Genomic DNA, 22,155 nt, shown 5'->3' with positions numbered 1-22,155 from the left:
GCGAGGATGTGCCTGACACACCGCCTTCGCGAGCAAGCCCGCTCCCACATGTAGTTCGGTGTGTTGCCGAGCTGCCCATAACAACAATAAAAATGCTGATTCAGAGACTGACTGCCATGGCCGCACCCGCATCGCCGTTGTCCCACGACGCCATCATCCAGGACTCCTGGTCCCGTTGCCGCGCGTTCGGCCTCAGTCATCAGAGCACGCCGGCATTCGACCAATTGCCGGCCGCAGGCATCGCGCAACTGCTGGAGAGCCAGCATTCGCTGGTGCAAACCACCCATCAGGAAGTGCTGCCCTACTACGAGAACATCCTGAGCAACTCCAATTGCCTGATCATGCTCGCCGACCATCAGGGCCAGGTACTCACATCGTGGGGCACCCAGCGCTTTATCGAACCGAAACTGGCCCGGGGTTTCAGCGCCGGCGCCAGCTGGATGGAACGCTGCACCGGCACCAACGCCATTGGCACCGCCCTGGCCTGCGAGCAAGCGGTGCACATCGAGCACGACGAACATTTCCTCAAGGCCAACCGCTTCATGACCGGTTCCGCCGCGCCGATATTCGATACCGAGCGCAAGGTGATCGCGGTGCTGGACGTGTCCAGCGACAGCTACCTGCCGCCGTCCCACACCCTGGGCATGGTCAAGATGATGAGCCAGACCGTGGAAAACCGGTTGATCCTCAACCTGTTCCATGGCCAGCATTTCCAACTGACGTTCAACACCGGGCTGAATAACCTCGACAGTCAGTGGGCCGGATTGCTGATATTCGATGAAACCGGCCAGGTGCTGTCGGCCAACCGCCGGGCCGACAACCTGCTGGGCATCAGCCTGTCGCGGGTCAGTGTCGAAAGCCTGTTCAAGGTCTCGCTGCTGGAGTTGCTGAACCAACCCGAAGGCTTGCCCTTCTCGCTGCAGGCTTCCGGGCGCAACCGCTTCCAGTGTCTGCTGAAAAGACCCAAGCAGGTTCCGATTCAACCGCGAGTGTTCGCCGAACCTGCCGTGACTGCGCCAACACCGGCCGCGATCAGCCTCAACACCCTGCACTTCGGCGACAGCCGCGTGGAAAAAGCTGTGCGTCAGGCCGAGCGTTTGCTGGAAAAAGACATTCCGCTGTTAATCCACGGCGAGACTGGCGTCGGCAAGGAAGTTTTCGTCAAAGCCTTGCATCAGGCCAGCTCCCGCAGCAAACAGGCGTTTATTGCGGTGAACTGTGCAGCGATCCCCGCCGAACTGGTCGAGTCAGAGCTGTTCGGCTACGAGAAAGGCGCGTTCACCGGCGCCAACCAGAAAGGCAGCATCGGGCTGATCCGCAAGGCTGACAAAGGCACGCTGTTCCTCGATGAAATCGGCGATATGCCACTGCCAACCCAGGCACGACTGTTGCGGGTGTTGCAGGAGCGTTGCGTGCAGCCCGTGGGCAGCAGCGAGTTGTTTCCTGTGGACTTGCGCATCATTTCAGCGACCAATCGCTCGTTGCGCGAACAGGTACAACTGGGGCGGTTTCGTGAAGACCTGTATTACCGCATCGGCGGCCTGACCCTGGAACTGCCACCGTTAAGAGAGCGCAGTGATAAAGAGGCGTTGTTCAAACGCCTGTGGGAACAGCATCGCGAACCAAGCCAATGGGCCGGACTGAGCCGCGAGGTATTGGCGCTGTTCGAACGCCATCCGTGGCCGGGAAACCTGCGTCAGGTCAGCAGCGTGATGCAGGTGGCGTTGGCCATGGCCGAGGAACAACCGATAAGGCCGGAGCATTTGCCGGATGATTTTTTTGTCGATCTGGAGATGGAGCCGGTGGAGACGCAGGAGCCGTTGGCGGTTGATCTTGATGATGCCGAGGAGTTGAATCGGCAGCTGCAGGCGGTTGGGGGGAATATTTCCCATCTGGCGCGCAGGCTCGGAGTAAGCCGTAATACCCTTTACAAGCGGTTGCGCCAAGTGGAATGACGAGTGATCGGCACTGGCGATGTTCGGCTTGAGACCGTTCGCGAGCAAGCCCGCTCCCACATTGGATTTGCGTCGTACACCAAACTCAAACACACCGCAGATCAAATGTGGGAGCGGGCTTGCTCGCGAAGGCGTCAGCACTGCTGGAATAGCATTTTCCGCCATACCCACAAACAAAAACCCGCACAAGGCGGGTTTCTGCTTTTTGTAAAAGGCGTAGCCAACAAGGCAATCAGTCAGCCAGACGCCAGGTCGTGCCGCCCTTGCCGTCTTCCAGCACCACGCCCATGGCGGTGAGCTGGTCGCGGATGCGGTCGGATTCGGCCCAGTCCTTGCCGGCGCGTGCCGCCAGACGCGCGGCAATCAGCGCCTCGACTTCGGCTGCGTCCACGCGCCCTTCGGCACCGGCCTGCAGGAAGTCATCGGCTTCGAGTTGCAACACACCCAACACGCTGGCCAGTTCTTTCAAACGGGCGGCCAGACCGGCCGCAGCGTTCAGATCGCTCTCACGCAGACGGTTGATCTCGCGGACCATCTCGAACAGCACCGCGCAGGCTTCCGGCGTGCCGAAGTCGTCGTTCATCACCTGGGTGAAGCGCTCGACGAAGGCTTCGCCGCCCGCTGGCGCCACATTCGGAAGGCCTTTCAACGCGTGGTAGAAACGCTCCAGGGCGCCTTTGGCGTCCTTGAGGTTGTCTTCCGAGTAGTTGATGGCGCTACGGTAGTGGCTCGACACCAGCAGGTAACGCACGACTTCCGGGTGGTACTTGTCGAGCACGTCGCGAATGGTGAAGAAGTTGTTCAAGGACTTGGACATCTTCTCGCCATTGATACGGATCATGCCGCAATGCATCCAGGCGTTGGCGTAGGTCTTGCCGGTGGCCGCTTCGCTTTGGGCAATTTCGTTTTCGTGGTGCGGGAACTCAAGGTCGCTGCCGCCGCCATGAATGTCGAAGGTCTCGCCCAGGCAGCAGGTGGACATCACCGAGCACTCGATGTGCCAGCCCGGACGCCCGGCGCCCCACGGCGATTCCCAGCTCGGCTCGCCCGGTTTGGCGGCTTTCCACAAAACGAAGTCCAGCGGGTCCTGCTTGGACTCGTCGACTTCGATGCGTGCGCCGATGCGCAAGTCTTCGATCTTCTTGCGCGACAGCTTGCCGTAGCCCATGAACTTGCCGACGCGGTAGTACACGTCGCCATTGCCCGGGGCGTAGGCGTAGCCCTTGTCGATCAGGGTCTGGATCATCGCGTGCATGCCAGGGATGTGATCCGTGGCACGCGGCTCCATGTCCGGCTTCTTGATGTTCAGGCGCGCTTCATCTTCGTGCATCGCCGCGATCATGCGCTCGGTCAAGGCTTCGAACGACTCGCCGTTCTCGTTGGCCCGATTGATGATCTTGTCGTCGATGTCGGTGATGTTGCGCACGTAGGTCAGGTCATAGCCGCTGAAGCGCAACCAGCGCGTCACCAGGTCGAACGCGACCATGCTGCGGCCGTGGCCCAGGTGGCAATAGTCGTACACGGTCATGCCGCACACGTACATGCGCACCTTGTTGCCATCGAGCGGCTTGAAGACTTCTTTGCTCTTGGTGAGCGTGTTGTAGATCGTAAGCACGTTTATTCCTTGACGCTAAATCACTGGCCCCACGAATCACGCAGGGTCACGGTACGGTTGAATACCGGCTGACCTGGTTTCGAGTCCTTGAGATCGGCGACGAAGTAACCTTCGCGCTCGAACTGGAAACGGTCTTCCGGCTGTGCATTGCCCAGCGAAGGCTCGGCACGACAACCGGTGAGTACCTGCAGCGAATCAGGGTTGATGTTGTCCAGGAAACTGGCGCTGTCTTCGGCCTTCTCCGGGTTTGGAGAACGGAACAGACGATCGTACAGACGCACTTCGCACTCGACGCTGGCAGCGGCCGGCACCCAGTGGATCACGCCTTTGACCTTGCGACCTTCCGGGTTCTTGCCCAGGGTGTCCGGATCGTAGGAGCAGCGCAGTTCGACGATGTTGCCATCGGCGTCCTTGATCGCTTCGTCGGCGCGGATCACGTAGCTGCCACGCAGACGCACTTCACCGGCCGGTTCCAGGCGCTTGTAGCCCTTCGGCGGCTCTTCCATGAAGTCGTCACGGTCGATGTAGATTTCACGGGCGAACGGCAACGCGCGCACGCCCATGTCTTCTTTCGGGTGGCACGGCAGTTCGAGATTCTCGACCTGGCCTTCCGGGTAGTTGGTGATCACGACTTTCAGTGGACGCAACACGCACATGGCGCGCGGGGCGCTGTGGTCGAGGTCGTCGCGGATGCTGAATTCGAGCATGCCGAAGTCGACCACGCCGTCGGAACGGTTGGTGCCGATCATTTCGCAGAAGTTGCGGATCGATTTAGGCGTGTAGCCACGGCGGCGGAAACCCGACAGCGTGGACATGCGCGGGTCGTCCCAGCCATTGACGTGCTTTTCATCGACCAGCTGCTTGAGCTTGCGCTTGCTGGTGATGGTGTAGTTCAGGTTCAGGCGGCTGAACTCGTACTGGCGCGGGTTGGCCGGTACCGGCAAGTGCTCGAGGAACCACTCGTACAGCGGACGGTGGCTTTCGAACTCCAGGGTGCAGATCGAATGGGTGATGCCTTCGATGGCGTCCGACTGACCGTGGGTGAAGTCGTAGTTGGGGTAGATGCACCACTTGTCACCGGTCTGGTGGTGGTGAGCGTGACGGATGCGATACATGATCGGGTCACGCAGGTTCATGTTCGGCGAGGCCATGTCGATCTTGGCCCGCAGCACCCGTGCGCCGTCCTTGAACTCGCCGGCTTTCATGCGGGCGAACAGGTCCAGGTTCTCCTCGACGCTGCGGTCGCGGAACGGGCTGTTCTTGCCCGGCTCGGTCAGGCTGCCGCGGTATTCCTTGGCTTGTTCCGGGGTCAGGTCGTCGACGTAGGCATTGCCGGACTTGATCAACTCCACCGCCCAGTCATGCAACTGGTCGAAATACTGCGAGGCGTAGCGCACTTCGCCGGACCATTCGAAGCCCAGCCATTTGACGTCGCTTTCGATCGCGTCGATGTATTCCTGGTCTTCCTTGGCCGGGTTGGTGTCGTCGAAACGCAGGTGCGTGACGCCGCCGAACTCCTGGGCCAGGCCGAAGTTCACACAGATCGACTTGGCGTGGCCGATGTGCAGGTAGCCGTTGGGTTCAGGCGGAAAACGGGTAACGATCTGCGTGTGCTTGCCCGAGTCCAGGTCTGCCTGGATGATCGGCCGCAGGAAGTTGACCGGCACGGCAGGGCCGGTCTTGGCATTCGAGGTAGGGTCGACAGTGGGCTTGCTCATAGGATCCTTGAACGTACAAGTGCGTGGCCGTAATGAAGGCCGGACAAAACAAAGCCGCTATCATAGCCGATGCCGTCAAGTACCTGACAGAGCGCACTCTGTAAACCGTCGCATTTAATAGGCCGCAAATGAAAAAACAGCCTCGAAATTCGCGTCTGGCACGCTAAACTGCGCACCTTGGCCAAAAAGGCTGAACCGGTGGCGGGACGAGATGTTCCAACACCACGAATTCCTCTAGTGAGTAACGATCATGACCCAAGTCAAACTGACTACCAACTTCGGTGACATCGTCCTCGAACTGAACGCCGACAAAGCCCCGATCACCGTGGCCAACTTCGTTGAGTACGTTAAAGCCGGTCACTACGAAAACACCGTTTTCCACCGTGTCATCGGTAACTTCATGATCCAGGGCGGCGGTTTCGAGCCAGGCATGAAAGAAAAGAAAGACAAGCGCCCAAGCATCCAGAACGAAGCCGACAACGGTCTTTCCAACGACAAATACACCGTCGCCATGGCCCGCACCATGGAGCCGCATTCGGCTTCCGCACAGTTCTTCATCAACGTGGCGGACAACAGCTTCCTGAACCACAGCGGCAAAAACGTTCAGGGCTGGGGCTACGCGGTATTCGGTAAAGTGACCGCCGGCACCGACGTTGTCGACAAGATCAAAGGCGTGGCCACCACTTCCAAGTCCGGCCACCAGGACGTACCGGCAGACGACGTGATCATCGAGAAAGCCGAGATCATTGAGTGATATTGCTGATTTCAGATTTACATCTGGAAGAGGAGCGCCCGGACATTACCCGGGCGTTTCTGGATTTGCTCGCCGGACGCGCCCGCTCGGCGAGTGCGTTGTACATTCTGGGCGACTTCTTCGAGGTGTGGATTGGCGACGACGCCATGACACCCTTCCAGCGTTCCATCTGCCAGGCCCTGCGCGAATTGAGCGACAGCGGCACGGCCATTTTCCTGATGCACGGCAATCGCGACTTCATGTTGGGCAAGGCCTTCTGCAAAGCAGCCGGCTGCACCTTGTTGAAGGATCCGAGTGTCGTGCAGTTCAACGGCGAGCCGGTGCTGCTGATGCACGGCGACAGCCTCTGCACCCGCGACGAAGCCTATATGAAGCTGCGTCGCTACCTGCGCAACCCGATCACCCTGTTCATCCTGCGGCATCTGCCGCTGCGCACCCGGCACAAGCTGGCGCGCAAGCTGCGCAGTGAAAGCCGTGCGCAAACGCGGATGAAGGCCAATGACATCGTCGATGTCACGCCCGAAGAGATTCCGCGGATCATGCAGGAATTCGGCGTGAAGACCTTGATCCACGGGCACACCCACCGTCCCGCGATTCACAAGTTGCAGCTTGGCGAGCAAGCGGCCCGGCGCATTGTGCTGGGGGATTGGGATCGTCAAGGGTGGGCATTGCAGGTGGATGAGCAAGGGTTCGCGCTGGCGCCGTTTGATTTCACTCCGCCACCGCAACTGGCAGCACCCGCGAACTGAAGGCTGTAGGAGATCCCTGTGGGAGCGAGCTTGCTCGCGAAGAGGGCGTGTCAGTCGACATCTATATTGACTGATCCACCGCTTTCGCGAGCAAGCCCGCTCCCACATTGGTACTGCGGTGTTTAGTGTCCCGCCGAGGCCGCAGGACCGGCCTTCGCCGTAAACGGCGGCTTGGCCAGCCAGACAATCAGGATCAACCCCAGGAACATCCAGCCCAGCAAGGTGAAGTAGTCCACCGTGGACATGATGTACGCCTGGCTGATCACCATCTGGTCCAGCTGCGTATAGGCCTTGGCCCCTGCCCCGCCCAGGTGGGTCAGCGCTTCGCGGGTCGCCGGGTCGAAGGGGGTGATGCTTTCGGTCAGGTAGGCGTGGTGCTGGTCCGCCCGACGAATCCAGATCCAGGTGGTCAACGACGCCGCGAAACTGCCGCCCAAGGTCCGTAAGAACGTCGCCAGCCCCGAACCGTCGGCAATCTGGTTCGGGGGCAGGTCCGAGAGCAGGATCGTCAGGGTCGGCATGAAGAACAGCGCCACGCCGATCCCCATGAACATCTGCACCATGGCGATGTGCTGGAAGTCCACTTCATTGGTGAAGCCTGCGCGCATGAAACAGCTCAGGCCGATGGCCAGGAACGCCCCGCCCGCCAGCAGGCGCATGTCGAATTTCGGTGCGTACTTGCCGACAAACGGCGCCAGCAGCACCGGCAGGATCCCCAGCGGGGCCACGGCAAAACCGGCCCAGGTCGCGGTATAGCCCAGCCGCGTTTGCAGCCACTGCGGCAAAATCAGGTTGATCCCGAAGAACCCGGCATAGCCCAGGATCAGCACGATGGTGCCGTAGCGGAAGTTACGATGGGCGAACAGGCGCAGGTTGACCACCGGGTGTTCGTCGGTCATTTCCCAGATCACGAAGAACGCCAGGGCCACCACCGAAATCACCGAGCCGATCACGATGAAGCTGGATTCGAACCAATCGGCATCGTTGCCCTTGTCGAGCACAATCTGCAGCGCCCCGACGCCAATGATCAGCGCGATCAGACCGACGTAATCCATCGGTTGGCGGCTGGTGACCACCGGGCGCTTTTTCATCTGCCGGGTGACCACCCATGCCGCGAACAGGCCGATCGGCACGTTGATGAAGAAAATCCACGGCCAGCTGTAGCTGTCGGTGATCCAGCCGCCGAGGATCGGCCCGGCAATCGGCGCGACCACCGTGACCATCGCCAGCAGCGCTAGCGCCAGCCCCCGTTTCGCCGGAGGGTAAACCGCAATCAGCAGGGTCTGGGTCATCGGGTACAGTGGCCCGGCCACTACCCCTTGCAGCACCCGGAAGCCCACCAGCTCCGGCATCGAGGTGGAAATCCCGCACAGGAACGAAGCCAGCACGAACAGCAGCGTCGCCCAGACAAACAGCTTCACCTCGCCGAAACGCCGACTGAGCCAACCGGTCAGCGGCAAGGCGATGGCGTTGCTCACGGCGAACGAGGTGATGACCCAGGTGCCCTGCTCCGAACTCACGCCCAGGTTGCCGGAGATCGTCGGCAGCGCCACGTTGGCGATGGTGGTGTCGAGCACCTGCATGAAGGTCGCCAGCGACAGGCCGATGGTGCTGAGCAACAGGCTGGGCGGTGTGAAAGACGCGTTATTGCTCATCGCAAATCCTTTGAAACCAGACGGGCGCAGCTAACCCTGTGGGAGCGGGCTTGCCCGCGAAGAGGTCGGCACATTCAACATGGATGTCGCCTGACGCTCCGCCTTCGCGAGCAAGCCCGCTCCCACAGGGTCGATGTAATGGCATATCAGCGTTGCGCGGTCTTGCTGACCGCGGCGCTGTTGTCGTGGATCAATTGGGTGATCATCGCGTCGGCCTCCGTCAACTGACGGTCATAGACGCTGGTGCTGAACGACGCCTTCTGCGGCGGCTGTTGCGCCAGCACCGGCCCGCTCTGGTCGTGCAGGTCCACATCGACCATGGTCGACAGGCCGACCCGCAGCGGATGTTTGGCCAGCTCCTCGGCGTTGACGTGGACCCGCACCGGCACGCGCTGCACGATCTTGATCCAGTTGCCGGTGGCGTTTTGCGCTGGCAGCAAGGCAAACGCACTGCCGGTCCCGGCGCCGAGGCTGTCGATGGTGCCGCTGTATTTAACGCTGCTGCCGTACAGGTCCGTCTCGATCTCCACCGGTTGGCCGATGCGCATGTCACGCAACTGGGTTTCCTTGAAGTTGGCGTCGATCCACAGCTGATCCAGCGGAATCACCGCCATCAGCGCGGTACCCGGTTGCACGCGCTGGCCAAGTTGTACAGAACGCTTGGCCACGTAACCGGTCACCGGCGCAATCAAGGTGCTGCGGGCGTTGTTCAGGTAGGCCTGACGCAGTTGCGCGGCGGCGGCCATCACGTCCGGGTGCGATGAAACCACGGTGTCATCGACCAGCGCGCTGGTGGTCTTGAGCTTTTGTTCGGCATTGGCCAGGGCGTTTTGCGCCGAGGTCAGGTCGTCGCGGGCGTGAGACAGCTCTTCCTGGGAAATCGCCCCGCCGGCGGCGAGGTTCTTGCGGCGGCTGAAGTTGTCCTGGGCCTTTTGCACTTCGGCTTTCTGGGCGTTGACCTGGGCCTTCATGCCGTCCACATCGCTGTACAAGCCACGCACCTGACGCACGGTACGCGCCAGATTGGCCTGGGCGTTTTGCAGACCGATTTCGGCGTCGTTCGGGTCGAAGTTCACCAGCACCTGGCCTTCATGGACCAGATCGCCATCATCGGCACCGATGCTGACCACGGTGCCGGTGACCAGCGGCGTGATTTCCACCACGTTGCCGTTCACATAGGCGTCGTCGGTGCTTTCGCTCCAGCGCCCGTAGAATTCGTGGTAGGCCCAGACACCCGCGCAACCGAGCACGACGACGGCAGCCAGGACCAGCAGCATGAACTTGCGCTTGCCCGAATTGGGGTTGCCCTGAGTGTTTTCAGGAGGTTGAGTTGTATCGGCAGTGGCCATGACAAGTACCTTGAATTAGTGGGTCAGCGTGGCTGGCGTGGCGTTGGCCGAGGCAATGGCCTCAGGCTGGTAACCGCCACCCAGCGCCTGCATCAGTTGGATCGACAGGTCGATTTGCTCGGCATTCAGGTTGGCCAACTGACGCTGGGCCTGGAGCAATTGCTGCTCGATGCTGAGCACGTCCAGGTAGTTGCCGATGCCGGAACCGTAACGCTGGACCACGGTGTTGTAGGAATCCTGGGCGATGTCGGTGGCGTGCTGCTGGGCAGCGATCTGCCGGCCGATGTCACGCAGCTGGTTGACGCTGTCGCTGACATCCCCCAGCGCCTTGACCAGGTTTTTGTTGTACTGCGCCACGGCGAGGTCGTAATCGGCGTCGCGGGAATCGAGGTCGGCGCGCAAGCGGCCACCGTCGAAGATCGGCACAGAGATCGTCGGTGCAATGTTGAAGAAGCGGCTGGCCGAACCAAACATCGCATCGCCCAGCAAGGATTCGGCACCGGCGGCGGCGCTGAGGTTCAGGTTGGGATAGAACCGGGTCTTGCCGGCGTCGATGCTTTTGCTCGCCGCTTCGACCCGCCAGCGCGCGGCCACCAGGTCCGGGCGACGCCCGAGCAACTCGGCCGGCAGCACCGAAGGTAGCGCTACCGCACTCGACTGAAGAATGTTCGGGCGGGCAATTTCATTACCGCGGTCCGGGCCTTTGCCGAGCAGAACGGCCAGGGCAATTTTCGCGCTGTTCAAGCGTTTTTCGGCGTCGATCAGGTTGGCCCGGGAAGTGGCTTCCAGGCTTTCGGTCTGCTGGAACTGGTACTGGCTGTCGATCCCGGCAGTCAGGCGCCGCTGGCTGAGGTCGAGCATTTGCCGGGTGCGCTTGAGGTCTTCGTTGGACAGGTCGTAGACGATGTGCGCCTGACCGAGATCGCTATAAGCCCGGGCGACATCGGCGGCCAGCGTCAGTTGCGCAGCCTGCTGGTCGACTTCGGCGGCGCGAGCCTGGCCGAGGGCCGCTTCCCAGGCATCGCGTTGACCGCCCCACAGGTCGAAGTCGTAGTTGAAACCGGTGCTGATGTTGCGAACGGTGGCGTAAGCGTCACCCTGCCCGAGCGGGTCCTGATCCCGGGCCAGGCGCGAGCGGCTGATACCAGCGCTGGCATCCAGGGTCGGCATCCGCGCAGCGTCAGCGGCGTAGGCTGCGGCGCTGGCCTGATGGGCACGGGCATCGGCGATCTGCATGTCCGGGCTGTCGCGCAGGGCCTCGCGGATCAGGCCATCGAGTTGTGGGTCGCCGAGGCTTTTCCACCAGTCGCTTTTTGGCCAGGCCGCGGGGGACAACGTCACACCACTGAGGGATCGCCCGGCCTTGAGGGTCTTCGCGTCGAGGCTGACGCCTTCGGTTTTCAGGCCGCTGTAACTGGCGCAACCGGCGACGCTCATGGCCAACAGCACCAGGCTCAAGCCGGTACGCAAGGGGTTACTGCTCATTTGTCACCTACCCGCAGCAGGGTGATCGCGTCACCGGCTGCCACCAAAATTTTCTTCAGGATCAACTCCAGGGTTTTCAGTTCTTCCGGAGTGATGGCACCGGCCAGTTCATTCATGGCTTCGGCACCGATGTGCGGCAACCGCCCGGCGAGCTTCTGCCCTTCATCCGTGAGCACAAGCTGCACCTGGCGGCGATCTGCCTCGGAGCGTTGGCGGGCAAGGAAACCTTTCTGTTCCAGACGATCGAGCATGCGCGTCATCGAGCCGCTGTCCAGGGACAGGTGACGGCACAACTCGCCCGGCGAATCGACGCCGTACTGGGCGATGATGATCAACACCTTGAACTGCGCGGCGGTGATGCCGTGGGGTTCCATGTGGGTGTCGATGATCCGGTCCTTGAGCAGCGCGGCACGCCCGAGCAACAGGCCGAGATGGCAATTCTGGAAATCTTCCGGGGAGAAATGTTTCATCTGGCCACCAATTAGCTGCCTAGGCAGTGAATGTATGTCAAGATGTTACTGCCTAGGCAGCGAATGTCAACGTAATAGTTAGCATGCTTGGTAAATAGTTGATCAATGGCGTCGGGATTTGTTGCGGCCACACTGACGCCATCGCGAGCAAGCTCGCTCCCACAGGGATCGCACTGGACCTTGTGGGAGCGAGCTTGCTCGCGATGGGGGCGACTCGGTTTTAACGAAAACGCAGGCCTAGAAATCCCGCTTGTAGAAGATGTCCAGCGAACTGGCCACGCCGCCGGCGGCTTCGAGGTAGACCCTTTTGCTCAGCTTGTAGCGCAGGGCAATGGTATTGGCCGGTTCGAACACGCCGACGCCATAGCGCAGGCTGAGCTTCTCGGAAATATTGCCGCTGGCCACCACACTGGTGGCATCGCCACTGCCCTGGGTGTCCAGCTGGAAGTCCTGGATGCCCAGGTTCTTGGCGATGCCGCTGGTCACCCCGGAGCTGCCCATCAAGCCCAACCCGAGGGCCGCCTGGGCGAGCATGTTGTTGTCTTCGCCATTGCTGCTCAGCGGACGCCCGAGCACCAGATAGGACAGGGCCTGCTCCTGGCTCATGGCCGGTTCGGAGAAGATCTGCGTGGTCGGCTGCTCGGCGCTGCCACTCAAACGAATGCCGGCGATGATGTCGTCGGTCTTGCGAATGGCCTCGATGTCCAGGTACGGCTGATCGATGGGACCTGCAAACAGCAAGCGTGCCCGGCGCACCGATAGCCGCTGGCCGTAGGCGCGATATCGCCCATCGTTGAGCCACAGCTCGCCACGGGTGTCCATGTTGTCGCCGATGTGCACATGCCCCTGCACATTCGCGGTCAGGCCAAATCCTGCAAAGCTCAGCTTGTCCTCACCGACCAGCACTTCGATGTCCATTTTCATTGCCAGCGGCGGCTTGCCCTCCTCGGTCTGCTGACCGACGATCACCGTGTCATCGGAGACCTTGACCGTCGATGGCGGCAACTCGCGAATGGTGATGTCGCCCCTGGGCACCAGCACTTTGCCGGCGATGGCCAACTCATCGCCCTTCATCGAGATTTTCAGGTCAGGTGCGACTTCCAGCTTGGCGTAAGGCTCGACGGTGACTGGCAACTGCGAACCCTTGAGCGCCAGATCCACCACCAGCGCCTGGCCCCAGGCGACGTTGCCGTTCAGGCTGCCATGCCCGGCCTTGCCGCTGTCCCAGCCACCGTTCAGTTGCACGCTTTCACCGGCGATGAGCGCCTGGAGGTGCAGATTTTTCAGCTCCATTGGTAATTCAGGACCGGAGATCTGACCGTCGCTGAGTTGCAGGCTGCCATTGACCTGCGGTGCCAGCAGCCCACCGGAAATCGTGCCGCTGCCATTCAAGCGCCCGGTCAGCTTCTCGACCATCGGCACGAACGGTCGCGCCACTGAAAGGTCCAGCCCGCTCAAGCGGAACGAGCCGCTCAACGGTTTGTTCTTCGGCAACGGATTGAGCTGCGCCTGCACCATCAGTTCGCCGAGTTTGCCACCGACGAAGTTGAGCTCGGTGTCGATGCGCTTGGGCGTGAGTTTGCTGGTGAGTTTCAGGGTCTGGTACGGGAAGTCCAGCCACTGGTCCTTGTCCTTGATGCGCAACGTGCCGCCACCGGCATCGACGCTGACCTGGCCGTTCGGGCCACTGGCCGGCAGGTCCAGTTGCAGCTCGGCGTTGAGCCGGCCCTGCCAGGCGAAATCCTTCGGCAACCACTGCGCGAGGCTGTCGATCGGGAATTGCTTGAGGTGATAACGCAGCTTCGGCTCGGGCATCAGGCGCGAGTCTTCACCGCAGAGGCTGGCCTGGCCGGAGGCCCAGCAATGGGCGCCAAAGGTGATTTTGCCGTCCGCCAGACGTTCGAGTTTCGCCGGCCCTTGCAGCTTCCAGTCCTGGCCACCGGCCTGGATATCACCGCTGGCCAGGCGTCCGCGCCAATTGCCTTTGTCCAGCGCACCGTCCAGACCCAGCGCCAGTTTCAGCTTCGGCCCTTGCAGATCGAGGTTCAGCTTCTGGTTCTTGATATCGCCCTGGCCGCTGGCGGTCAGGGTTCCCAGTGAAGTGTCACCGGCCCGGATGCCGCTGCCCTTGAGGTCGACTTTCGCCCGTTGTGCACTGTCCAGCGTGGCGTCCAGGTTCAGGCTTTGCAGGCGATGGTCCTGGAAAGCCAGCTGCGAGCCTTGCAGGTCAAGCTTGCCTTGGGGCGCCTTGAGTGTGCCGGCGACATCCACGCGGCCATTGAGCTGGCCGCGCAGTTGCGGCCAGAGCTGGGCCAGGCGCGGCAACTTGAGATCGATCTGGCCGGCGAGTTTCTGTTGCAGGCTGCCTTTGCCGCTGATGCTGTTATCGCCGAGGCGAACTTGCAGGGTATTGAGGTTCCATTGCTCGCCACGGCCATCGGCCTTGGCCTGGATCACCGCCGGCTGACCGCGCAGTTTGCCCTTGAGGTCCAGGTCGGCGTTGAGGCTGAGCACCTCGTTCTTCATCTCACCCGTGCTGCGCAACGGCCCGGCCAGTGTGCCCGGCAGCTCCGCGACCCAGTACGCCGGGTTGATCGCCGACAGGTCCAGCGCGGTGTCCCAGGCAATGCCGTCGGCAAATTGCAGGTTCAGGTGCCCTTCAGCCTTGCCCTGCCCGGCCTGGAGTTGAATCTGTTGCAGGTAGATTTTCGTCAGGTCGCCCGCGAAAGGGCTAGCCAGGGTGAAGGCGCCGGCCGGACCATCCGCCGCCGCGGCGAAATGCCCGAGGTACTTGCCGTCGGTGTAAGAGACTTCGCCGGTGAACGTGCGAAGCGCTACCTGCGGTTCGTCGATGAGCGGATAGAGCCTGTGCCACGGGAAATCCAGCCAGTCGATCTTCGCCTCGGCGCTCAAGCCCTTGCTCCAATCCAGCTGTCCGGTGAGCTTGAGGCTTTGCTTGTCGTTGGCGGTCAGGTCCAGCGCGGCGATCTGCGCGCCCTTGGCGTCGACCTTGCCTTGCAGCGCCAGGGTGACGGGCCCTTGCTCGGCGGGCAACGTGGCTTTGCCGAGCAGCGCGTAGCCGTTCTTCAAGTCGCCTGCCCCCGTGAGTTCAAGCTGATTGAGTTGCAGGGTGTCCGGCAGATCGGCACTGGGCTTGAAGCCATCGGCGGTGATCCGCACCTTGGCCGGCAGGTTTTCCACCAGCGGTTGCAGTTCGCCGGTCAGTTGCCCGTTGAGGTAACCGCTGCTGTCGGCGTTCAGGTTCAGGGTCTTGAGCAGGTCGCCGTCGACTTTCAGCGCCAGCGCCAGGGGGGCAGGTGTCGACAACAGGGTCAGCTTGCCGGAGGCGCTGAGGGGCCAGTTGCCGGAAGGTTGCAACAGGCCGGAGAGGTTCAGGCTCAGATCATCGCGCTGTATCGATAGCGCGTCGATCTTCAAACCGGCCGTCGTCCAGTGCGCCGCCAGTTGCAGGCCCTTGAGCTCTTCGCTGCCGTTGAACAACAGGCTGCCGACCTTGATCTCTCCCAGTTCGAGGGCCAACGGTAACTTCAGCTCCGGGAGCGTGATCGGGCCGCTGTCTGGCTCTTCGGCACCCGGCGGGAACGTCAGGCTGACCTGATCGGCCTGCAATTGCTCGATGCACAGGGTCATGCGGGTCAGGCACAACGGCGACCAGGCGAAAATCACCTTGCTTAGTTCAACCCGGTTGCTGTCCTGCTGCCACAGCACCCGGTCGGCACTCCACCGCCCGCCCAGCCGGCCCTGGAAGTTTTCCAGGGTCAAGCCCGGCACGAAACCCAATGCCCAGCGGCTGCCCGTCGCCGTGCCCAGCACCGTGGCCAGCGTCAGGGCAACCACTGCCAGCAGCGCCGCCATCGTCAGCAGTGTTGCTTTCAAACCACGCTTCAAAGCTCAGGCCCCATGGAAAAGTGCAGTCGAATACCGCCATCGTCGTCCAGCGCGTGGGCCAGGTCGAGGCGGATCGGCCCCACCGGCGATACCCAGCGCACGCCGATACCGACCCCGGTCTTGAGGTTCGGCAGTTCGAGCGTGTTGAAGGAGTTGCCCTGATCGACAAAGGTCGCGATCCGCCATTTTTCGGCGATGGAATACTGATACTCCGCGCTGGCGGCGACCATGTAGCGGCCACCAATGCGGTCGCCGTCGGAGTTTTCCGGGGACAGGCTCTGATAGTCGTAGCCACGCACGCTCTGGTCGCCACCGGCGAAGAAGCGCAGCGATGGCGGCACCGATTTGAAACCGTTGGTGGCACTGCCGCCGACCTGCACCCGCCCGAGGAGGCGGTGTTTATCGAACACCGTGGTCAGGCCTTTGACCAATGCCGTGCCGTAGAGCAGGTTGCTGTCGGAACCCAGACCTTCCTTGGCCACTTTGGATTCGAATTGCAGGCGATAGCCGTTGTGCGGGTCGATGCGGTTGTCGCTTTTGAGGTACGAATAGCTCACACCGGGCATCAGCAAGGTACTGAGTCCCGAGTCGTCGCCCAGTTGGTAATCCTCGCGCTGCCACTTCAGCGATACCACCCGCTGCCAGCCGCTGGGCAGTTTGCTGTGCCACTCGGGGCCGAGGGTCAGCAGCTTGCTGTGGCTGTCCTTATCGGCGATTTCTTCATTCTGGTAGCCACCGGCAAAACGCAGTTTGTCGGTCAGTGGCGGGTCCAGCGGAATGTCGTAGAACAGCCCGACGTTTTGCCGAGGTGCCGAGACTTCGGTTTCCCAGCCATAACTGTGCCCTTGCGCGTTGACCCAGTGCCGGGTCCAGTTGGCCTTGGCCCGCGGGCCGACGTCGGTGGAGAAACCCAGGCCCAGGCCCATGGTCCGCGGCTTGCGGGTTTCGAGCTTGACGTCCACCGGGATCGCCTCGTCCCTGGACGCCGTGGGTGCCGCGTCCACGCGCACGCCTTCGAAGTAGCCGCTCGATTGCAGATTCTGGTTGAGTTCGGCGATCAGCTCCGAGTCATACGGCGTGCCGGTCTTGAACGGCACCATGCGTTGCAGCAACTCGTCATCGAACGGCGTATCGCCCTCGAAACTGACCTTGCCCAAGGTATAGCGCGGACCGCTTTCATAGATCAGTTCGATATCGGCAACGCCGGCCCGCGGATCGACCGACAATTTTGAACGGGTGAAACGGCCTCTGAAAAAGCCATAACGCGAAGCCTGATTCTGGATCAGGCGCTTGGCGTCCTCGTAATGCCCATGGTTGAGCACGGCGCCGGGCTTGAGCGCGTCGCTTTTGGGAATTCGAAAGGCCTTGAGGGAGGCTGCCGGACCGTCGACGCGCACCGTGACGTTGCGCAAGTGCACCGGCTCGCCGGGGTCGACCGTCAACACCAGGCGCGGCTTTTCGCCGCCCTTCACTTCACTGTCGATGTGCGGCTGATAATAGCCCAAGGCCTGGGCGGCCTTGCGCGCCTGTTCTTCGGCGCCACGGCTGAAGCGCAGCAACGCTTCTTCATCGCGATCGCCGAGGCTGCCGATATAGCCTTCGATATTGGCTTTCAGCTCGTCATTGGACGGTTTGATCCGTACATCCAATTCGCTTTGTGCCAGCGCTGCGCAGCTGGTCATCAGCATCAGCACACCGCTGGTAATTCTTCCTGGAAACTTCATAGGCGCGGATGCTATCACGAGCATGGATCATGAACATGGAAGCGTGATGAAGCCTGACATGCAAAGAAAGTTCGCCGTTCAAGCGGTTGCAGTATGTAACACCTGGGGATTGGGGTGAAAAAACACGTGCTCGCGAATCGGTCCTACGGCAACTTCACCGATTTCCTGATAGCCCTGGCGCTTATAGAACTCCAGGTAGCGAGGGTTCCCGGTATCGAGGATCACGCCCTGTGAGTTTTCATCCACGGCGCACCAGTTGTGCACGGCTTGCAACAGTTGTTCGCCGAAATGTTTGCCCTGGAACTGCGGATGAACCCCCAGCAACGGCAGGACGTGCACCGATTCATTCGGCACACAGGCCTCCACGGCCGCGTGATATTCGAGGTAGCGACGGGTGCAGCGAAATCCCGTACTGAGCACCATGCGCAGGCGCCAGGCCCAACTTTCGGTGACGCCGAGGCGACGTTGTGGCGGTGCGATCAGGGCGATGCCGATCAGGCGGTCGTTGACCAGCAGGCCGATGGCCGGCAGGTCCTGAAAAAAGTGCTGGGTCACCAACTCGCGCACGGTGGCGCGAACCCGCTGTTCGTAGCCGGGGCGCTCGGCTTCGAACAGATAACCGAAGGTCGGCTCGTGTCGATAAGCCTGGTACAGCAACGAACGCGCTTCGCGGCCGTAGCCGCTGTCGAGCATGTGAATATCGGCGATGGCGGTCGAGGTTTCGGGCATGACGGTTGATCTCCCCGGCACAGCTCGGGTGGCTGCGCTCTTGTTGTTACGAGCCTGTTGGCGCTGACACAGTTCCGAAATGAGTGTAGGCAATGAAATCGCCTTCGCGAGCAAGCCCGCTCCCACAGGTGATGCGCCAGCCTTGCTTTTGTGGGAGCGGGCTTGCTCGCGAAAGGGCCATCACTGCCCATACACATCTGACAGGCACAGCCGAATCCCCTCACCCCACACTGGCCCGATTCCCACATGTCAGCTAGCATCGCCCTTTTGCCAGGACTGCCGACCATGAAGATCGTCTCCTTCAACATCAACGGGCTGCGCGCCCGCCCCCATCAGCTGGCGGCGCTGATCGAAAAGCACCAGCCCGATGTGATCGGCTTGCAGGAAACCAAGGTTCACGACGAACAGTTCCCGCTCGCCGAGGTGCAGGCCCTGGGTTATCACGTGTACTTCCACGGGCAAAAAGGCCATTACGGCGTCGCCCTGCTCTCGCGCCAGGAGCCGCTGGCCCTGCATAAAGGTTTCGCCACCGACGAAGAAGACGCCCAGCGGCGCTTCATCTGGGGCACCTTCGCCGACGCCAACGGCGTGCCGGTGACTATCATGAACGGTTATTTCCCACAGGGCGAAAGCCGCGACCACCCGACCAAGTTCCCGGCCAAGCAGCGTTTCTACGGCGATTTGCAGCAATTGCTGGAAAGCCAGTTCAAGAACGACCAGCCGCTGGTGGTGATGGGCGATGTGAACATTTCCCCGGAAGACTGCGACATCGGCATCGGCCCGGACAACATGAAGCGCTGGCTGAAAACCGGCAAGTGCAGCTTCCTGCCGGAAGAGCGCGAGTGGATGGCCCGCCTGAAAAACTGGGGCCTGGTCGACAGTTTCCGTCACTTGAACCCGGACGTGACCGACACCTTCAGCTGGTTCGACTATCGCAGCCGTGGCTTCGAAGACGAGCCCAAGCGTGGCCTGCGCATCGACCTGATCCTCGCCTCCCACGGCCTGTTGCCACGGGTGAAGGCCGCCGGTGTGGACTATGAACTGCGAGGCATGGAAAAACCTTCGGACCATGCGCCGATCTGGCTTGAGTTGAGCTGACATCTAACAGACACATCAATACCTTGTGGGAGCGGGCTTGCTCGCGAAGGCGGTCTTACATTCAACATCGACATTGAATGTTATGGCCCCTTCGCGAGCAAGCCCGCTCCCACATTTGCAAAGCGTCATTTTTCGGAAACCTTACTGACTTAATCTCCCGACACCTCCTTTGGCTATATATGGTGCCGGCATGATGCTGCGCGTGTTGTTCCTGTTGATGCTGTGCACGGGCTTGCCGCAGGCGGCCTCGGCCGGCGACTTGCCGACACCCGAACACGGCCCGGCGCTGCGGATTCAGGGTTCCAACACCATCGGTGCGGCATTGGGGCCGGCGCTGGTAGAGGGTCTGTTGAGTGAACAGGGCCTGCGCAAGATCCGCCGTGAAACCCCGGACACCGCCAACGAACTGCGCATCGTCGGCGAAACCGTTCAGGGCCGTCGGGTCGTGGTGGAGGTAGCGGCCCATGGCTCCAGCACCGGTTTCACTGCACTCAAAGCAGCCAGCGCCGATCTGGCCGCCTCGTCGCGCCCGATCAAGGACAGCGAACTGGCCAGCCTGCAATCGCTCGGTGACTTGAAAAGTCCGAGCGCCGAACAGGTCATTGCCATCGATGGCCTGGCGATCATCCTTCATCCGGACAATCCGCTGAACCAACTCGACACCGTGCAACTGGCGCGCATTTTCAGTGGCGAGGTGAAGAGCTGGGAAGACGTTGGCGGTCGCGGCGGGCCGATTCATCTGTATGCACGGGATAATCAGTCCGGGACCTACGACACCTTCAAGGAACTGGTCCTCAGCGGCCACGGGAAAATCCTCGGCGGTACGGCGAAGCGCTTCGAGTCCAGCGAGCAACTGTCCGATGCGGTCAGCGCAGACCCGCAAGGCATCGGTTTCATCGGTTTGCCCTACGTGCGCCAGGCTAAAGCCGTGGCCATTGTCGACGGTCAATCGCAAGCCATGCCGCCGCTCAACAGCCTGATTGCCACGGAAGATTATCCGCTGTCCCGTCGGCTGTTCTTCTATCTGCCACCCAACGGGAAAAATCCCTGGGCCAACGCCCTGGTGGCGTTTGCCCAAAGCACTAAGGGTCAGGCCATTGTGGCCGCCAACGGTTTTATTGCCCAAACCGTCCAGGCCATGGCCGTTACCCCCAATGCGTTGATGCCAGAGGGTTATCAGGCGCTAAGCAGACATGCTCAACGGTTGTCGGTGAACTTCCGTTTCGAGGAAGGCAGCGCCACCCTGGACAACAAGGCCCGACAAGACCTGTGGCGGGTGCTCGACTATATAAAGCAGCACGACAAAACGGCTGGGCAAGTGACGCTGGTGGGGTTTGGCGATGCCAAGAGCGACCCGGCGCGCGCCGATCTGTTGTCGAAGCTGCGGGCCATGGCGGTACGGCGGGAGTTGGTGAAGAGCGGCGTGGTGTTTCGCGAGATTCGCGGATTCGGTGCCGAAATGCCGGTGGCGGCCAATAGCGCCGATGAGGGAAGGATCAAGAATCGGCGGGTTGAGGTTTGGGTGTATTGAGCCAGATGTTGGTGCATTGAATGGAATGACGCCTTCGCGAGCAAGCCCGCTCCCACACTGAATCTTCGCCGTGGAGAGATCCAATGTGGGAGCGGGCTTGCTCGCGAATGGCAGGCGCCGCGGTCTTAGTGTCCGCTACGCATCATCTCTTTCGGCACATATTTGCCGATTTCGAACTTGCCGATTGCCGCACGGTGCACTTCGTCCGGGCCGTCGGCCAAGCGCAGGGTGCGTTGCATTGCATACATGTAGGCCAGCGGGAAATCGTTGGAAACCCCTGCCCCGCCATGGATCTGGATCGCCCGGTCGATCACCCGCAATGCCACGTTTGGCGCGACGACCTTGATCTGCGCGATCTCGCTTTTCGCCACTTTGTTGCCGACGGTGTCCATCATGTACGCCGCTTTCAACGTCAGCAGGCGTGCCATGTCGATTTCCATCCGCGAGTCGGCGATCTTGTCGATGTTGCCGCCCAGGCGTGCCAGAGGCTTGCCGAACGCTGTGCGGTTCACCGAGCGCTTGCACATCAGTTCCAGGGCGCGCTCGGCCATGCCGATCGAACGCATGCAATGGTGAATCCGGCCAGGGCCAAGGCGACCTTGAGCAATTTCGAAGCCGCGTCCTTCGCCCAGCAGGACGTTTTCGTAGGGCACCCGCACGTTTTCGAAATGCACTTCGGCGTGCCCATGAGGTGCATCGTCGTAACCGAACACCGGCAGTGGGCGCACGATCTTCACACCGGGCGCATCCACCGGCACCAGAATCATGGAGTGCTGGGCGTGACGTGGCGCATCCGGATTGCTCAGCCCCATGAAAATCAGGATTTTGCAGCGCGGGTCGCAAGCACCCGAGGTCCACCATTTCTTGCCGTTGATCACCCACTCGTCGCCATCGCGCACGGCACGGGCGGCCATGTTGGTGGCGTCGGAGGACGCGACATCCGGTTCGGTCATGGCGAACGCCGAGCGGATCTCGCCGCGCAGCAGCGGTTCGAGCCAGCGTTGTTTCTGCTCTTCGTTGGCGTAACGCACCAGCACTTCCATGTTGCCGGTGTCCGGTGCCGAGCAGTTGAACGGCTCTGGCCCCAGCAGCGAGCGGCCCATGATTTCCGCCAGTGGCGCGTATTCGAGGTTGGTCAGGCCGGCACCCAGTTCGGACTCAGGCAGAAACAAATTCCACAGGCCTTCGGCCTTGGCCTTGAGTTTCAGTTCTTCCATGATCGCCGTCGGCTGCCAGCGATCGCCCTCGGCGACCTGGCGCTCGAACACGGCTTCGGCGGGATAGACGTAGGTGTCCATGAACGCTGTTACGCGCTCACGCAGTTCCTGAACCTTGGGCGAATAAGCGAAATCCATGAGCGAGATACCTTCTTGGGGGAGGTTGTTTTAGGTCATGTATCGATGCTAGAACAGCG

15 protein-coding genes are annotated in these 22,155 nt (G+C 61.4%); 5 read left to right on the top strand and 10 right to left on the bottom strand.

Translation table 11 applies throughout. The annotated features are described in order from the left end of the window. Positions 1–116: 116 nt before the first annotated feature. Positions 117–1,955, top strand: a complete 1,839-nt coding sequence (locus tag KGA98_RS24480) for a sigma-54-dependent Fis family transcriptional regulator (RefSeq protein WP_223504180.1) — start codon at positions 117–119, stop codon at positions 1,953–1,955. 232 nt (positions 1,956–2,187) lie between these two features. On the opposite strand, the gene cysS is transcribed toward KGA98_RS24480, so the two are convergent. Further along, on the bottom strand, positions 2,188–3,570 hold the full coding sequence (cysS, locus tag KGA98_RS24475) for a cysteine--tRNA ligase (protein ID WP_007970481.1): 1,383 nt from the start codon (positions 3,568–3,570) through the stop codon (positions 2,188–2,190). A gap of 20 nt (positions 3,571–3,590) precedes the next feature. Beyond that, a complete protein-coding gene (locus KGA98_RS24470; RefSeq protein WP_150812606.1) occupies positions 3,591–5,288 on the bottom strand; it encodes a glutamine--tRNA ligase/YqeY domain fusion protein in 1,698 nt (565 codons plus the stop codon). Between the two features lie 250 nt (positions 5,289–5,538). On the opposite strand from KGA98_RS24470, the gene KGA98_RS24465 reads away from it, so the two are divergent. Together KGA98_RS24465 and lpxH are read left to right on the top strand one after the other, a co-directional pair. Further along, a complete protein-coding gene (locus KGA98_RS24465; protein WP_008053603.1) occupies positions 5,539–6,042 on the top strand; it encodes a peptidylprolyl isomerase in 504 nt (167 codons plus the stop codon). Further along, the gene (gene lpxH / locus KGA98_RS24460; RefSeq protein WP_090456633.1) at positions 6,039–6,791 is read left to right on the top strand and encodes a UDP-2,3-diacylglucosamine diphosphatase; all 753 of its coding nucleotides are present in this window, start codon (positions 6,039–6,041) and stop codon (positions 6,789–6,791) included. The genes KGA98_RS24465 and lpxH overlap by 4 nt, the downstream gene beginning before the upstream one ends. Positions 6,792–6,913: 122 nt before the next feature. Here the strand turns inward: lpxH and KGA98_RS24455 are convergent, their stop codons facing one another. From KGA98_RS24455 to KGA98_RS24425, 7 genes are all read right to left on the bottom strand, one after another. After that, entirely contained in the window at positions 6,914–8,446 is a 1,533-nt protein-coding gene (locus KGA98_RS24455; protein ID WP_223504178.1) for a DHA2 family efflux MFS transporter permease subunit, read from the bottom strand. A gap of 146 nt (positions 8,447–8,592) precedes the next feature. Further along, on the bottom strand, positions 8,593–9,795 hold the full coding sequence (locus KGA98_RS24450; protein ID WP_057714140.1) for an efflux RND transporter periplasmic adaptor subunit: 1,203 nt from the start codon (positions 9,793–9,795) through the stop codon (positions 8,593–8,595). 15 nt (positions 9,796–9,810) lie between these two features. Beyond that, positions 9,811–11,280 carry an efflux transporter outer membrane subunit gene (locus KGA98_RS24445; protein WP_223504176.1) on the bottom strand — a complete coding sequence of 490 codons (1,470 nt, stop codon included), beginning with the start codon at positions 11,278–11,280 and terminating at the stop codon, positions 9,811–9,813. Beyond that, positions 11,277–11,750 (bottom strand): MarR family winged helix-turn-helix transcriptional regulator, encoded by a 474-nt coding sequence (locus KGA98_RS24440; RefSeq protein ID WP_223504174.1) that lies wholly within the window; start codon positions 11,748–11,750, stop codon positions 11,277–11,279. The genes KGA98_RS24445 and KGA98_RS24440 overlap by 4 nt, the downstream gene beginning before the upstream one ends. Positions 11,751–11,987: 237 nt before the next feature. Further along, entirely contained in the window at positions 11,988–15,659 is a 3,672-nt protein-coding gene (locus KGA98_RS24435; RefSeq protein ID WP_223504172.1) for a translocation/assembly module TamB domain-containing protein, read from the bottom strand. Then, entirely contained in the window at positions 15,656–17,383 is a 1,728-nt protein-coding gene (locus KGA98_RS24430) for an autotransporter assembly complex protein TamA (protein WP_223504170.1), read from the bottom strand. Before KGA98_RS24430 ends, KGA98_RS24435 begins: the two co-directional genes overlap by 4 nt. 78 nt (positions 17,384–17,461) lie before the next feature. Beyond that, on the bottom strand, positions 17,462–18,112 hold the full coding sequence (locus KGA98_RS24425; protein WP_223504168.1) for a GNAT family N-acetyltransferase: 651 nt from the start codon (positions 18,110–18,112) through the stop codon (positions 17,462–17,464). Positions 18,113–18,397: 285 nt separating this feature from the next. Between KGA98_RS24425 and xthA the strand changes: the two genes are divergently transcribed. Beyond that, the gene (xthA, locus tag KGA98_RS24420; RefSeq protein ID WP_057714133.1) at positions 18,398–19,210 is read left to right on the top strand and encodes an exodeoxyribonuclease III; all 813 of its coding nucleotides are present in this window, start codon (positions 18,398–18,400) and stop codon (positions 19,208–19,210) included. A gap of 190 nt (positions 19,211–19,400) precedes the next feature. Next, positions 19,401–20,741, top strand: coding sequence for a phosphate ABC transporter substrate-binding/OmpA family protein (locus KGA98_RS24415; protein ID WP_150812597.1), 1,341 nt, complete (start codon positions 19,401–19,403; stop codon positions 20,739–20,741). A 125-nt stretch (positions 20,742–20,866) separates the two neighbouring features. On the opposite strand, the gene KGA98_RS24410 is transcribed toward KGA98_RS24415, so the two are convergent. After that, positions 20,867–22,096 (bottom strand): acyl-CoA dehydrogenase, encoded by a 1,230-nt coding sequence (locus tag KGA98_RS24410; RefSeq protein ID WP_095059574.1) that lies wholly within the window; start codon positions 22,094–22,096, stop codon positions 20,867–20,869. Between the last annotated feature and the right edge of the window lie 59 nt (positions 22,097–22,155).

It is taken from the genome of Pseudomonas sp. BF-R-24 (genome assembly GCF_019947335.1).
Classification (GTDB): Bacteria; Pseudomonadota; Gammaproteobacteria; order Pseudomonadales; family Pseudomonadaceae; genus Aquipseudomonas; species Aquipseudomonas jessenii.
Note: the sequence above shows the minus strand (reverse complement) of the source record. Positions and strands in the feature narration are given on the sequence as shown.

What these genes read in the sequence shown, in the direction of transcription:
- xthA (WP_057714133.1), top strand. Translation starts at nt 18,398, where the DNA reads ATGAAGATCGTCTCCTTCAACATCAACGGGCTGCGCGCCCGCCCCCAT.
- KGA98_RS24440 (WP_223504174.1), bottom strand. Translation starts at nt 11,750, where the DNA reads ATGAAACATTTCTCCCCGGAAGATTTCCAGAATTGCCATCTCGGCCTG.
- KGA98_RS24455 (WP_223504178.1), bottom strand. Translation starts at nt 8,446, where the DNA reads ATGAGCAATAACGCGTCTTTCACACCGCCCAGCCTGTTGCTCAGCACC.
- KGA98_RS24445 (WP_223504176.1), bottom strand. Translation starts at nt 11,280, where the DNA reads ATGAGCAGTAACCCCTTGCGTACCGGCTTGAGCCTGGTGCTGTTGGCC.
- KGA98_RS24425 (WP_223504168.1), bottom strand. Translation starts at nt 18,112, where the DNA reads ATGCCCGAAACCTCGACCGCCATCGCCGATATTCACATGCTCGACAGC.
- KGA98_RS24470 (WP_150812606.1), bottom strand. Translation starts at nt 5,288, where the DNA reads ATGAGCAAGCCCACTGTCGACCCTACCTCGAATGCCAAGACCGGCCCT.
- KGA98_RS24415 (WP_150812597.1), top strand. Translation starts at nt 19,401, where the DNA reads ATGATGCTGCGCGTGTTGTTCCTGTTGATGCTGTGCACGGGCTTGCCG.
- KGA98_RS24430 (WP_223504170.1), bottom strand. Translation starts at nt 17,383, where the DNA reads ATGAAGTTTCCAGGAAGAATTACCAGCGGTGTGCTGATGCTGATGACC.
- KGA98_RS24450 (WP_057714140.1), bottom strand. Translation starts at nt 9,795, where the DNA reads ATGGCCACTGCCGATACAACTCAACCTCCTGAAAACACTCAGGGCAAC.
- KGA98_RS24480 (WP_223504180.1), top strand. Translation starts at nt 117, where the DNA reads ATGGCCGCACCCGCATCGCCGTTGTCCCACGACGCCATCATCCAGGAC.
- KGA98_RS24465 (WP_008053603.1), top strand. Translation starts at nt 5,539, where the DNA reads ATGACCCAAGTCAAACTGACTACCAACTTCGGTGACATCGTCCTCGAA.
- KGA98_RS24410 (WP_095059574.1), bottom strand. Translation starts at nt 22,096, where the DNA reads ATGGATTTCGCTTATTCGCCCAAGGTTCAGGAACTGCGTGAGCGCGTA.